General features: G+C 34.8%; 16 protein-coding genes. 13 read left to right on the top strand and 3 right to left on the bottom strand.

Going from position 1 to position 13,909, the window contains the following annotated elements; genetic code table 11:
• Positions 1 to 8: 8 nt before the first annotated feature.
• Both DRF65_RS01215 and DRF65_RS01210 read right to left on the bottom strand, forming a co-directional pair.
• Positions 9 to 749, bottom strand: a complete 741-nt coding sequence (locus tag DRF65_RS01215; protein WP_115968186.1) for a uroporphyrinogen-III synthase — start codon at positions 747 to 749, stop codon at positions 9 to 11.
• A 12-nt stretch (positions 750 to 761) separates the two neighbouring features.
• Positions 762 to 1,430, bottom strand: a complete 669-nt coding sequence (locus DRF65_RS01210; protein ID WP_115968185.1) for a DUF4271 domain-containing protein — start codon at positions 1,428 to 1,430, stop codon at positions 762 to 764.
• A 239-nt stretch (positions 1,431 to 1,669) separates the two neighbouring features.
• Here DRF65_RS01210 and DRF65_RS01205 point away from each other — a divergent pair, with 239 nt between their 5' ends.
• The 4 genes from DRF65_RS01205 (at position 1,670) to DRF65_RS01190 (ending at position 5,113) form a co-directional block, all read left to right on the top strand.
• Complete coding sequence (locus DRF65_RS01205; protein ID WP_115968183.1) at positions 1,670 to 2,386, top strand: polyprenol monophosphomannose synthase; 717 nt, start codon at positions 1,670 to 1,672, stop codon at positions 2,384 to 2,386.
• A 47-nt stretch (positions 2,387 to 2,433) separates the two neighbouring features.
• Complete coding sequence (locus tag DRF65_RS01200) at positions 2,434 to 2,799, top strand: DUF4296 domain-containing protein (RefSeq protein WP_115968646.1); 366 nt, start codon at positions 2,434 to 2,436, stop codon at positions 2,797 to 2,799.
• A gap of 65 nt (positions 2,800 to 2,864) precedes the next feature.
• Positions 2,865 to 3,995 (top strand): tRNA guanosine(34) transglycosylase Tgt, encoded by a 1,131-nt coding sequence (tgt, locus tag DRF65_RS01195; protein WP_065400151.1) that lies wholly within the window; start codon positions 2,865 to 2,867, stop codon positions 3,993 to 3,995.
• Between the two features lie 5 nt (positions 3,996 to 4,000).
• Positions 4,001 to 5,113 carry an LptF/LptG family permease gene (locus tag DRF65_RS01190; protein WP_115968181.1) on the top strand — a complete coding sequence of 371 codons (1,113 nt, stop codon included), beginning with the start codon at positions 4,001 to 4,003 and terminating at the stop codon, positions 5,111 to 5,113.
• Here DRF65_RS01190 and DRF65_RS01185 read toward each other — a convergent pair.
• Positions 5,107 to 5,823, bottom strand: coding sequence for a biotin--[acetyl-CoA-carboxylase] ligase (locus DRF65_RS01185; RefSeq protein ID WP_115968179.1), 717 nt, complete (start codon positions 5,821 to 5,823; stop codon positions 5,107 to 5,109). The two genes, DRF65_RS01190 and DRF65_RS01185, sit on opposite strands and share 7 nt — an antisense overlap.
• Before the next feature lie 87 nt (positions 5,824 to 5,910).
• Here DRF65_RS01185 and rsfS point away from each other — a divergent pair, with 87 nt between their 5' ends.
• The 9 genes from rsfS (at position 5,911) to DRF65_RS01140 (ending at position 13,742) form a co-directional block, all read left to right on the top strand.
• Entirely contained in the window at positions 5,911 to 6,276 is a 366-nt protein-coding gene (gene rsfS, locus DRF65_RS01180; RefSeq protein ID WP_115968178.1) for a ribosome silencing factor, read from the top strand.
• Positions 6,277 to 6,297: 21 nt separating this feature from the next.
• Complete coding sequence (gene ftsH, locus DRF65_RS01175; protein WP_115968176.1) at positions 6,298 to 8,319, top strand: ATP-dependent zinc metalloprotease FtsH; 2,022 nt, start codon at positions 6,298 to 6,300, stop codon at positions 8,317 to 8,319.
• Between the two features lie 136 nt (positions 8,320 to 8,455).
• Positions 8,456 to 9,037, top strand: coding sequence for an LUD domain-containing protein (locus DRF65_RS01170; protein ID WP_165852152.1), 582 nt, complete (start codon positions 8,456 to 8,458; stop codon positions 9,035 to 9,037).
• A gap of 24 nt (positions 9,038 to 9,061) precedes the next feature.
• Entirely contained in the window at positions 9,062 to 9,934 is an 873-nt protein-coding gene (locus DRF65_RS01165; RefSeq protein ID WP_115968173.1) for a phosphatidate cytidylyltransferase, read from the top strand.
• A gap of 4 nt (positions 9,935 to 9,938) precedes the next feature.
• Positions 9,939 to 10,595 (top strand): phosphatidylserine decarboxylase family protein, encoded by a 657-nt coding sequence (locus DRF65_RS01160; protein ID WP_115968171.1) that lies wholly within the window; start codon positions 9,939 to 9,941, stop codon positions 10,593 to 10,595.
• 238 nt (positions 10,596 to 10,833) lie between these two features.
• Entirely contained in the window at positions 10,834 to 11,241 is a 408-nt protein-coding gene (locus DRF65_RS01155) for a transposase (protein WP_115968644.1), read from the top strand.
• The gene (locus tag DRF65_RS01150; protein ID WP_115968170.1) at positions 11,223 to 11,576 is read left to right on the top strand and encodes a helix-turn-helix domain-containing protein; all 354 of its coding nucleotides are present in this window, start codon (positions 11,223 to 11,225) and stop codon (positions 11,574 to 11,576) included. The genes DRF65_RS01155 and DRF65_RS01150 overlap by 19 nt, the downstream gene beginning before the upstream one ends.
• A gap of 191 nt (positions 11,577 to 11,767) precedes the next feature.
• Positions 11,768 to 12,760, top strand: coding sequence for a helix-turn-helix transcriptional regulator (locus DRF65_RS01145; protein ID WP_115968168.1), 993 nt, complete (start codon positions 11,768 to 11,770; stop codon positions 12,758 to 12,760).
• 193 nt (positions 12,761 to 12,953) lie between these two features.
• The gene (locus tag DRF65_RS01140) at positions 12,954 to 13,742 is read left to right on the top strand and encodes a hypothetical protein (RefSeq protein WP_123947251.1); all 789 of its coding nucleotides are present in this window, start codon (positions 12,954 to 12,956) and stop codon (positions 13,740 to 13,742) included.
• Positions 13,743 to 13,909: the final 167 nt, after the last annotated feature.

Genomic DNA, 13,909 nt, shown 5'->3' with positions numbered 1-13,909 from the left:
ATTAAAGACTATTTGTGTAGAGCTTTAATATATTTTTCAAGGGCCATGGTCATAGAAGGGGTTTCCTTCGTAGGAGCCATTAGATCTACTTTTAATCCTGCTTCTTCTGCAGCTGCCAAAGTGGTGTTTCCGAAAACGCCAATTTTGGTCTCATCCTGCTTGAATTCCGGGAAATTCTGTTGCAGAGACTTGATTCCCTGTGGGCTGAAGAAGATCAACATATCATAATCCTTAATGTTGATATCAGTTAGATCACTGCATACAGTACGGTACATAATTGCTCTTGTCCATTCTATGTTTGCAGAATCCAAAGTTTTTATAATATCCGGACTTAAAACATCTGAAGATGGCAACAGATATTTTTCAGTAGGAAACTTCTTGAACAGAGGAAGAAGATCTGAGAAGTTTTTCTCCCCAAAGCTGATTTTTCTTTTTCTGTACACGATGTGTTTCTGAAGATAGTTGGCAATTGCTTCCGACTGACAGATATATCTCATTGTATCCGGAACTGCAAAACGCAATTCTTCTGCAAGTCTGAAGTAATGGTCAATAGCATTTTTACTGGTAAAAATGATACCGGTATATTGCGTCAGATCTATTTTCTGAGTTCTGAGTTCTTTATTGTCAACCCCTTCGACGTGGATAAATGGACGGAAATCAATCTTTATTTTTTCCTTCTTCGCTATATCCAGATATGGAGAAGACTCACTAGGCGCTGGTTGAGAAACCAATATAGACTTTATTCTCATCTTTGACATTTATTAAAAAAATAACAACTTCCAAAGCAGTAATAATGGTGCGATTTGGAGCGTGCAAATATACAAAAATTTATAATACCATTTCTCGGGAAGAATCTTGTTCTTGTGAAATAAATAGAAAAAAACTTTGAAAATGAATACAAAAGAAAAGAATGAGAAATAATACAGGAACATTTTATTTCTGTCTATAGGGAAGTAATAATGGGTGATACACAGAATTATCAACAAAAAAGAAAGGATGAAATAGAACTTTGTAGAGGTGAAATAAAAAATTGTCCATTTTTTTCCATCCCCGATACTTTGATAAAATAAATAACCTAATGTTGATTTGATCAGATAAAAAAACATAACCGCCAGCAAAGTGTACCCAAACTTATTAAGCTGGTATCCCCCAACCTGCAGATCTGCAATATGTTTAGGGACTACCGGAATATATTGAGAAATCAAAACAGACAACGTAAGCGTGATCACACAGGAAGTAATGATCCAGCTCGGCAGGTTATTACTGGCATCAAAATACTTTTGAAGCAGAAAGTCTTTAAGACTGGCATCCCTTTCTATAATGTTCATCATGAAAACATATAAAAATATACAGCCTATAAGTATAAAAATGACCCAATCGTTATTCTCAGGTATTCTTACATGATTGATGTAGTTTGGTGATGACGGCAAATTTTAAGTTTTTTATTTTTTTATTTAACTATAAATAACACAACTTGGCATAGATTTTCTTTATTGCTTCATCTGTTAAATCTAATCTTAAACCTATTTTTCAACAATTTTTCTATCTCATTCAGAACTGCGAAAACAATCTTTGTCTGAGCTGCGAATCTTTGAAAAAGATTTTTGCAAAATTATAGATTATTTTGTATAAAATAAAAAGGTTAAATAAACTATCTTTGCAAACTGAAATGAAAAAACTCGTCATCATCCCAACATATAACGAAAAGGAAAATATTGAAAATATTATTTCCGCGGTTTTTGCATTGGAGGATGACTTTCATATCTTAGTGGTAGATGATTCTTCTCCCGATGGAACTGCGGAAGTGGTAAAAGAACTGCAAAAGAACCATTCCCATTACCTGCATCTGTCGATAAGACATACTAAAGACGGTTTGGGTAAAGCCTATATTCATGGATTTAAGTGGGCGATTGAAAATAATTACGACTACATTTTTGAAATGGATGCTGATTTTTCGCATAATCCCAATGATCTGCCTAAACTATTTGAAGCTTGTCTGAATGCAGATATGGCCATCGGTTCCCGGTATTCAAAAGGAGTAAATGTGGTGAACTGGCCTATGGGAAGAGTATTATTGTCCTATTTCGCTTCGAAATATGTAAGATTTATTTTAGGACTGCCTATTCATGATACTACAGCCGGTTTTGTCTGCTTCTCACGAAAAGTATTGGAAGAGATAGGATTAGATAATGTAAGGCTGAAAGGATACGGGTTTCAGATAGAAATGAAGTTCAGAGCTTTCAAAAAAGGGTTCAGAATTGTGGAAGTTCCTATTATATTTACCAACAGAATTTTAGGAGAAAGTAAAATGAATGGCGGAATTATCCATGAAGCTGTTTTTGGTGTTTTAAACCTGAAGTGGAAATCAATTATCAATAGATTATAAAACGGAGCATGCCTTTTCTTCCATTAAAAAAGTATAAAAATAAGCTGATGAAAAAAATGATCCTTGTTTTTGTTTTTCTGGGACTGTTTTCATGCAGTGATTATATCGATAAGCCTAAAAACCTGGTCGACCAGGACGTGATGGCAGAAGTTATTGCTGACCTTATTGTTACCGATCAGGCTAATTTTATGTTTCAGGACAAAAATATGGAGGCCGGTACCCGATTTATTTTAAAATCCCATAAAGTAAAGCCTTCTGATTTTGTTGAGAGCTTTAAATATTATGTGATCAAAGAAGAAATGGAAGATATTGCCAATGAAGCGCAGCAGATTTTACTGAAGAAAGATCCAAAAGCGGATAAATATGTAAAAGATAAGTTGAAGCAGGCTGAAATAGGCACGCCTTTAAGATAAATGATGAAGTGGGCTTTGCCCGGACAATGACAATCGTTGATAGTAATCAACTAAAAAGTGTACAAATGAAATTTTTTAATATAGAAAAAACCTCTGAAGGAAAAGCCAGAGCAGGAGAGATCACTACAGATCACGGAAAGATTCAAACGCCTATCTTTATGCCGGTAGGAACTGTTGCGAGTGTAAAAACAGTTCATCAGAGAGAATTAAAAGAAGACATTAAAGCTCAGATTATTCTGGGAAATACTTACCACCTTTACCTTCGTCCAGGAATGGAAACAATGCAGGATGCAGGAGGTTTACATAAATTCATGAACTGGGATCTTCCTATCCTTACAGATTCAGGAGGTTTTCAGGTGTTCTCTTTGGCGAGCAACAGAAAAATGACAGAAGAAGGAGCCAGGTTCAAATCCCATATTGACGGAAGTTATCACATGTTCTCTCCGGAAAGATCAATGGAGATTCAAAGACAGATCGGAGCAGATATTTTCATGGCTTTTGACGAATGTACTCCTTATCCTTGTGATTATAACCAGGCAAAATCATCCATGGAACTTACACACCGTTGGTTAAAAAGATGCATCGACTGGACCAATGATAATCCTGAATTGTACGGACATAAGCAAAGACTTTTCCCGATTGTTCAGGGATCTACCTATTCCGATTTAAGAAAAATTTCTGCAGAGGTAATTTCTGAAGCAGGAGCAGAAGGGAATGCAATTGGAGGGCTTTCAGTGGGAGAGCCTGAAGAAGAAATGTACAGAATTACTGATGAAGTAACAGATATTCTTCCAAAAGAAAAACCAAGATACCTGATGGGAGTTGGAACTCCTTGGAATATCCTGGAATCTATTGGACTGGGAATTGATATGATGGATTGCGTTATGCCTACAAGAAATGCCAGAAATGCAATGCTTTTCACATGGCAAGGGGTAATGAACCTTAAAAATGAAAAATGGAAGCGTGACTTTTCGCCTTTGGATGAATTCGGGACCAGCTTTGTAGACCGTGAATATTCAAAAGCGTACCTTCGTCACCTATTTGTTTCAAAAGAATATCTGGCAAAACAGATTGCTTCAATTCATAACCTTGCGTTTTATCTTGATCTGGTAAAAGTTGCAAGAGAACATATCCTTGCTGGAGATTTCTATGAGTGGAAAAACTCTGTAGTACCTGTTCTTAGACAAAGACTGTAAGAATTATGCTTAAGATTGTAGACAAATATATCATTAAAAAGTACCTTGGAACTTTCAGTTTCATGCTGGTGCTATTGTCTATAGTGGTGCTTGTCATCGACGTTCAGCAAAAAATTCCAAGGATAGAAAATGCAAAAGCGTTAGATCCCAAACTGGATCTGGGGTATTTTCTGCTTCATTTTTATCCTTACTGGATTATTAATCTTGTAGTAACGTTCCTTTCCATTCTGGTCTTTATTACCGTGATTTATTTCACTTCCAGGATGGCAAATAATACTGAAATTGTAGCCATTATCAGTAGTGGCGCCAGTTTTTACAGATTTTCAAAACCTTATCTTTATACTTCAATCCTGATTGCATTAGGAGCACTTGTGGTGTATCATTTAGTTCTCCCGTGGGCAAATATCAAAAAAAATGAACTGGAGGCCTATACCTATAATGCTGCCAATAAGGAAAAGATTCTTGGAACAGCCCCGGCTTCTTCACAGCTCAGCAGAACAGAGTATATCTTTGTAGATTCCTGGAATAAAAGAGAAAAGAGAGGATCTGGATTTGTTTATCAGAAGTTTGATAGGGACAGAAAAATGGTTTATGAACTAAAAGCCAGTGAAGTGTACTGGCATAAAGATATAAAACAGTTTGTCCTAAATAATTATCTTGAAAAGACCATTAATAAAAATAATTCAGAAACACTGAACAGCGGTTTGGAGCTTAAAAAAAACTATAGCCATTCCCCTGAAGAACTTTTCCCTAATGAGCTTTTGGGGCAGAACAAGACAACTCCTGAGCTTTTAAAATTCATTGAAAGAGAAAAAGCAAGAGGAAACAGTAACCTGAATTCATATCTGAATGAGCTTCATCAGAGAACCTCAATGCCTGTTTCTATCATTATTCTGACTTTCCTTGCCCTTTCTCTGTCATCACAAAAGAAGAGGGGTGGTTTGGGAATCAACCTAGCTATCGGGATTTCGCTGGCTTTCCTTTTTGTCTTTTCGTTTGAAGCTTTAAAGGTAGTTTCGGAAAATAAGAGCCTGTCGCCTGCATTGGCTATGTGGCTTCCTAATCTCGTATTCCTGCCGCTTACCCTTTATCTTTATATCAAAAGAGCAAATCAGTAAAGGAGTTTTACTTCTTTGTGGTAGAAAGAACACATCCCGTCCTTTTCCAATTCGATCCAGAGTTCACCCTTTTTGTCTGCATTTCGGATGATGCCATTTTGTCTCTCTTTTTCGATTTCAAAAACGGAGATTTCATCCTTTCGGAACAAATTTTTATTGAACCTGTCCAGTATTTCCTGGTCAGAAGGAATATTTTTAAGTTTTTCAGATAAGAATTTGTGAAGTCTTAAACTAAGGTCTTCAATGTCAAATTCCTGCCCTGTCTGTGTCAGGAGTGAGCCTGCGGTGGATATTTTTTCAAACTTATCCTGAAGAATATTGATTCCGGTTCCGATAATAAAATAATTGTTCTGATTAATTTTTTTCTTTTCAATCAAAATTCCAACGATTTTTTTACCTTTAAGGATAATATCATTCGGCCATTTAATTTTCACATCATAATCAGCCAAATTGGCCAGGAAATCCCTGACAATAATTGCGGTATAATAATTGAATATAAAGTCGGAGCACAGGATGTTTTGAGTATTTACTGCCAGCGTATAAGCCAGGTTTTTCCCGGCGGTTGGAGTCCATACATTTCCATACTGACCACGGCCTTTGGTTTGATTGAAAGTATGCAATCCTATAAAATCTGAATTTTTATAAAGTAAAAACTTTGATATTTCGTCATTAGTAGAAGAACATTCTTTCAGATAGAAGAGTTGACTCATTTAAGAAAACTTTAAGACATTAAGCGGGTAAAAGTAAGGTTAAAGTAAAGAAAAAACAATAAATTTGCAGATTATAGTATTTTTTTAATGAATAAAACAGCAGAAAAACAAGCACTAATAGATAAAATCGTTGAAGCACTTCAAGATGTAAAGGGAGAAGATATCATGATCTTTGATCTATCAAACATTGAAAACTCAGTAGCGGAGACGTTCGTAATATGTAGCGGAAACTCGAATACACAAGTATCAGCATTAGCTGGGAATGTAGAGAAAAAAGTAAGAAACGATCTGAAAGACAGACCTTGGCATGTAGAAGGTAATGAAAATGCCATGTGGATATTGGTAGATTACGTTTCTGTAGTGGTTCATATATTTCAAAAAGATGTACGTGAGTATTACGATATAGAAGAACTTTGGGGTGACGCAGTCATTACCAAAATTGAAAATGAATAATAAAAATTTTAAAAAGTCTAAATGAATAACAAAGGATTCAACTGGTTCTTTCCTATTGCAATCATAGCTCTTTTGCTTTTCTTCGGTTCCAATTTCCTTGGTGGAGATGCCGCAAAAACTATTGATGAAGATGGTTTCTTTAGAGAAATGCAGGCGGGTAAAGTCCAGAATATTATTATATACAAAGACATAGAGAAAGCTGATGTTTTCCTTACCAAAGAAGCAAAATCAGCAATGGTTTCCAAAACCGGAAAGGAAAATAACCCTTTTTCAGCTTTAGATATGGCCCCAAAAGCAGATTATTCTGTAAAATACGGGGATCTTCAACTATTTCTTCAGAAATTTGAACAGATCAAGGCAACCAATCCGGCTATTAAAACCGCTAAAGATTACGGAACCGGAAAAAGTCCTTTTGCAGATATTCTGATATCCGCATTGATCTGGATTGCGATCTTGGGATTATTCTACTTCCTTCTTTTCAGAAAGATGGGTGGTGGCGGAGGCCCTGGCGGACAGATTTTCTCTATCGGGAAATCTAAAGCTAAGCTTTTCGATGAAAAAGAAAGAATTCAGGTGACATTTAAAGATGTTGCTGGATTGGAAGGAGCTAAAGAAGAAGTTCAGGAAGTTGTAGATTTCTTGAAAAACTCTGAAAAATACACAAAATTAGGAGGTAAGATCCCTAAAGGAGTACTTTTGGTAGGGCCTCCGGGAACAGGTAAAACCTTATTGGCTAAAGCTGTTGCAGGAGAAGCTAAAGTTCCGTTCTTCTCACTTTCAGGATCAGATTTCGTGGAAATGTTTGTAGGAGTTGGAGCATCCAGAGTAAGAGACCTTTTTGCTCAGGCGAAAGCTAAATCTCCCGCGATCATCTTTATTGATGAGATTGATGCCATCGGACGTGCAAGAGGAAAAAATAATTTCTCTGGCGGAAATGATGAAAGAGAAAATACATTGAACCAGCTTCTTACTGAAATGGATGGTTTCGGAACCGATACGAATGTTATCGTAATGGCTGCAACCAACAGAGCGGATATCCTTGATAAAGCTTTGATGAGAGCAGGACGTTTTGACCGTTCAATCTATGTAGACCTTCCGGAATTACATGAGAGAAGACAGATTCTTGATGTTCACTTAAAGAAAATCAAGCTTGATGACAGCGTAGACAGAGATTTCTTAGCAAAACAGACTCCAGGGTTCAGTGGTGCAGATATCGCTAATCTATGTAATGAAGCAGCACTTATTGCAGCAAGAAACAGCCACGAGTTCGTAGTAAAACAGGATTTCCTGGATGCAGTAGACAGAATTATCGGTGGTCTTGAGAAAAAGAATAAAGCAATTAAGCCTTCTGAGAAGAGAAGAATTGCATTCCATGAGGCAGGTCATGCAACCGTTTCATGGCTTACGGAACATGCGTCACCATTGTTGAAGGTAACTATTGTACCAAGAGGTCGTTCCCTGGGAGCAGCATGGTACTTACCGGAAGAAAGACAGATTACAACAACTGAACAGTTACTTGACGAAATGTGTTCACTTTTAGGAGGAAGAGCAGCAGAGCAGGTAGCATTGGGTGATTACTCTACAGGAGCACAAAATGACCTGGAAAGAGCTTACAAACAGGCCAACTCAATGGTTACAATCTATGGTTTGAGTGAAAAAGTAGGACACGTTTCTTACTATGACAGCTCAGGTCAGTCTGATTATTCATTCTCTAAGCCATATTCTGAGAAAACAGCAGAGGTGATTGATGATGAAATCAAGAGATTTGTAAGTGAGCAATATGACAGAGCAATAAGAATTCTTACAGAAAATAAGGATAAGCTTGATGCTCTTGCCAATAAGCTTTTAGAAAAAGAAGTGATCTTCCGTGAAGACCTTGAAGAGATTTTCGGAAAGAGAGCATGGGATCCTGAATTGACAGAGAAACCGGTTACCAATACGATCCCTGAAAAAGATCTGCCGGAAGTACTGGAAACTCCTCAGATTAAAGAGAAAGAGGAAGAAAGCGAAATACAGGCTCCAGAAAGCCCGACACAGCTTTAAAATCATCTTAAAAATAGGATATATTAAACCTGACAACTTTAAAATTGTCAGGTTTTTTCATATTTAAGGAGATATTTTGGAATCTATTGTAATTTATTTTCTATTTTTGTATAAAGTTGACTAAAAATAGATTAAGTTGAATTTATTCAAGAGGATTGTAAGCAAACTTACCAACCAGCCTGAGGAAGAGGAAGAACAGAGCCTGGAGAAGCTTGGGGATTCGCTGAAAAATGCGGATCTCGACTATAAGTTTGCGCAATTATTTACGCATTCGGGGGGATTTTTTAATTATTGTGCAGATGAAGCGGAGGCTCTACAGACTTTAAATCAAATTATCAAGATAGAAGGTATTAATAATCTGTTCTGTTGGGATAAGGAACTTCAGAACTTTTTAAATGTTGTAAAGACTTCCTATACTTCAGAACTGCAGCCGTCTAATGAAGCAGCATTCATCACCTGTGAATACCTGATTGCTTATGACGGGAGAATTATGCTTTCTCACAATAATATTCTTCATTATCATTCTTCAAGGCTGCCGGATAAGATTATTATCATTGCCAATGTTTCACAGATTGTAAACAACCTGAATGATGCCATGGGGAAAATAAAAAGAAACGGAAATATCAAGAACCTTACTTCCATCAGTGGAAGCCAGTCTAAAATGGACAGTTCTTCCAATTCCAATACAAAACTGTTTTTATTGTTGCTTGAAGATTAAGCACCCACCTCTAAATTTTAAATTTTGGACAAAAATCTTATTCAAAGAACCGTTTCAGGTCTCGTTTATGTAGCCATTATCATTCTTTGTTCTACTCCGTTGGGAGCACAGTTTATCAATAGTGTTTTTCCCGGCCTTATTCAGCAACAGTATCTTTATCATGGCTTGATGAGTCTTTTACTGATCGTAGGAACCTGGGAATGTGTTAAAGTCATGAAATTCGGAAACGGATATGAAAAATGGGTGGTTTATCCATTGGTTATTTTCATATTCTATATTTTTTCCAAACGATATTTCCATCACGATTTCTTTTTTGATTTCAGACTAAGCGAAATATTGGCGCTGGCGCTGATTGGTATAGCTGTAGTCACTTTATTCAAATATCCTAACGAATTATACTATGACAGCGGAAAGTTGATCTTTACGGTCATTTATGTGGCTCTTCCGTTCAGCTTTGCATTAGGGTTACCTAAATTCTCCAGCTATAATGAAAGTTTTTCTCTGGAGGTCCTCTTTCTGTTTATCCTGATCTGGAGTAGTGATACTTTTGCTTATCTGGTAGGTAAATTCTTTGGAAAACATAAAATGGCACCTAAGATTTCCCCTAAAAAAACATGGGAAGGATATGCGGGTGGTGTTGTTTTAACATTGGTTTTATCTTACTTTATAGAACATTATCAGCCTGAGCTTCGTGCCAACTGGATGGTTGTAGGATTTTTAGTGGCAGCTTTTGCTCCACTGGGGGATTTGGTAGAAAGTCAGCTGAAGAGAAACTTCGGTGTGAAGGACAGTGGAAACATCATTCCAGGTCATGGAGGAGTATTAGATAGGCTGGATAGTTTTATTATCTGCGTTCCTGTCGTATATTTGTACTTTATTTTAGAAAAATTTATTTAGTCTCATGAAATTGCATAGAGAATCAAAAGGAACGATTACCGTAGCGACAATACTTTTTCTGGTATTGGGAGCATTAGCCATCTATTTCCTTAAAATATGGTCTTTGTTGATCATCGTACCTTTGTTGGTCATTTATTGTCTTGTATTCTGGTTTTTCAGAGTTCCAAGCCGTACTATTCTTGACCACAAAGAGAATGTTATCGCTCCGGTTGACGGAAAAGTAGTAATGATCAAGGAAGTGGAAGAAAATGAATTCATTAAAGGAAAGGCCATTCAGGTTTCTATCTTTATGTCTCCATTGAACGTACACATCTGTAGATATCCGGTTACTGGGAAAGTGGTGTACAAAAAATACCATCCGGGAAAATACCTGGTAGCATGGCATGAAAAATCTTCTACTGAAAACGAAAGAACAACAGTAGCTGTTGAAACTTTAACCAACCATAAAGTTGTTTTCAGACAGATTGCAGGATATGTAGCCAGAAGGATCGTATTCTACTGTAATGAAGGAGATCAGGCAAAAGCCGGGCATGAGTTCGGATTTATTAAATTCGGGTCGAGAATGGACGTATTCCTGCCTTTAGATACTGAAATCATCTGTAAGATCGGAGATATTACCAAAGGTGGTTTGGATATTATTGCAAAGCTTAAACAAAATTAGTTTATAACTGTTACATAATAAAAAGGAGAAAATCTTAAATGGTTTTCTCCTTTTTTATTTCAACTGTTTAGGGTAAATGAAAGAATAACGTTTTGTGAGTTTTTCTACTCATGAGTGGTATTGCGTACCATATCGTATAGTATTTATAAGGTCTACTTAATATTTTTGGCTCCTTAAAATATAATTTTTTTAGAGGATTAAGAGAATCTAAAATGTGTTACATAAAGAACTGTTGAAAATGAATTTAAAAGAAATCCATATTGGTACACTGTTACAAATTCGAATGGAAGAACTTCAGATCTCTTCCGAAAGAGCAACTAAATTTTTAAAATGTGATGAAGTTGATATAAAAAAAATGTATCAACAAAGCAGTATTGATACTCATCTTTTACTCAGATGGTGTAAGCTTTTAAAATATGATTATTTTAGATTATTCACTGGATATTTAGTTCTTTATGCACCACCTGCTCATATATCTGCATCTGAAAAAAATAACCTTCCGATATTCAAAAAAAACATATATACTGAAGAAATCAAAAGTTTTATACTTGATAAAATCTTTACAAATAAAATGACTCCCCAGGAAGTCATTATTAAATATAGAATCCCTAAAACAACATTGTACAGATGGATCAAAAAAGTATAGCAAGAGACAGATGTCCTGATTATAAGAAAATATATACTGATATTATTATCGAAAGATTTCCTGACAAAAAGAATGATTTGAAAATCCGTAATAAAATTGACTGTATTGAAACCACATTGGATATCCTTAGTCTCAATACACTCATCTTTGGTGAAGAAGAACTATTGAATGAAGCTGATAATCAAAAACTTCGTTCTTATGATGAAAATTCTATTGTAAAGATTCTTGATTATCAAAGGAAGAATCAGCTTAGTAATACAGCGACTGCACTTCATTTTAGAATGAGCCGAAATACAGTGGCAAAATGGAAGATGATCTATAAATATAAAATTTAAGGTATTCGATTGATGATATAAAATATATTTTTTTATTTTAAACATTTACAATATTTTTTTATTTCAAAAAGTATAAACTGATAAGTTCTTTATACAAATTTTTCTTTTTTTCATATATTTAAATATACAAAACCCTAGTTGAGCAGTTGGTTAAAGTTGACCATTGAGTTTTTGTAATAAAGATTTAGAATATGATAAAAAAAATACTTTCCAAAATAATGACTTACAATTTTGAGAAGACAGCTAATGATTTTGAACATCAGTCCTTAGCACTTATCCATCGTTATCTTTTGTTTCTTTTTTTCATAGACTTGTTTTATTCAGTATTTATTATTCTATTCTTTGGAGATACTATTATTTCTATAGGTCTTATCATGACTACTTTTTTATGGTTGTTTCTGATAATGATTAAAGGAAAGATAGCTCGGTTCGGGAATATTTTGAAAAAGATTATTGCTCTTGTATTTATCATCCTCACCTTGATGGTCAGTTTTTTTTATGTATTCAGCTGGAAAGGTGCAGGTGTTGAATATTTTTATTTTTCACTTCTATTTGCTATTCCTTTCTTTTTTAATTATAAGGAAGATTATTTTTTTATATTTCTAATTGTAACATTCATAACAGTCAATTTTATTGGTTCTATGTATTTTGAAATAGACTTTCTACCCAAAAGTAAGTTTATTAAACAGGAAGATTTTAAACTGATTAAGCTTCTTAATATTCTTTTTGTGATTACTACATTTATAATTGACATTTATTTTATTTCACAAAAGAATAACCTTATCTATGGTCTGATGAAAGAAACGGAGATTAAGGATAGTACTATTGGAGATCTTCAGAAAGTGAATGATGAATTGATGAAACAACAGATCATTACTAATAATTTGACAGAAGATAATATTACAGAAATTATAGAACTTGCCGAAAATGATTCTCCAGTTTTTTTTGAAAAATTTCAGCTGTATTTTCCTGATTTCATTCCCAATATCTTAAATATTAATTCTAATCTCATTTATTCCGAATTATATATCTGTACTTTAATGAGGCTGAATTTTGATACAAAAAAAATAGCTTCATGTATAAACTGTAGTGTAAGAGCAGTAGAGAGTCGGAAATACAGAATCCGTAAAAAATTAGGAATTAGTTCTGATATTAATATTAATAACTTTATTCTTAAAATATAATATTATCCTCATTTTTTGTGAGTTTTAATACTCATGCGTAGTATTGCGTATGAATATTCTCAAAAAAACGCCTTTTGTTTGATACTTTTGGACAATCGAATGTGTGGGTTTTGTTTAAAAATATTATTGCACATATACGACTTTCATTTTTGAATGAATTTATTATTTGAACAAATTTAAAAAAACAGATACAATGAAAAAAAATGGAATAATGGCGATGATATTTTTATCAGGCAGTAGCTTTGTTCTTGGTCAGGCTATAACAGCCGGAAGTGTAGGAATTGGAATAACCGAGCCAAAATCTACCCTTCATATCGAAGGTAAAGCCGGATCACCATCAGTCCCTGATGGGTTAACAGTCCCTAGATTAACCAGAGCACAACTTTCAGCAAAAAACAGTGTTTACACAGGTGACCAAAATGGCACAGTTGTTTTTGTTACAACATTGGATGGTGCTGCCGCAGATAAAGTGGTAAATGTAACGTCAGTGGGACTATATTTCTATGATGCCCCCACAAATAAATGGCACAATGTGCGATATTCTTCTTTTGGCGTTGTAGAAAGTTTTAAAGCCATTACAGGAACTTATTCACCCGCGGTTCCTTATGTAGTACAACCTGATGATTATATTTTGCTTTTGCGGTTTTCTACAACGTCTACAGGTGGAAATTCTACATCCAATATTAATAATACATCTCCTTTTATTAATAATACTGCAAATTTACAATTGCCGGATCCGACAACTTGCCCAGGCAGGGTTTTACACTTTGTTAATGATAGTGATAGATTTGGATTAAATACAGGAGCCAACGTTTATACAAACTATCCGATGATTAGCAATGGTGCTGCGTCAGAAGCTAATGCGTACAATATAAGAAGTAATAATAATAACTATCAGATCCTGTATGGATTGAATTATTCGCAGTGGAAAATCATAAGCGATGGAACACGATGGATAAGTTTACAGGTAGTTATTGTTTAAGTTATATTGTATTTGGTTTTGAAACAAACCAAAAAATAATAGAAGTATCACTGTAAAAACACGAATGATTGAAAACATCAATGATATAGAAATATAACATTGGTGTTTTTTATGATCACAAAACATCTGAATTTATATTAGGTAATATATTCTATATGTTTTGAATC

The sequence above is a fragment of the Chryseobacterium pennae genome, from assembly GCF_003385515.1.
GTDB lineage: Bacteria > Bacteroidota > Bacteroidia > Flavobacteriales > Weeksellaceae > Chryseobacterium > Chryseobacterium pennae.
The sequence above is the reverse complement of the archived record's forward strand: the minus strand, read 5'-3'. Positions and strand labels throughout refer to the sequence as shown.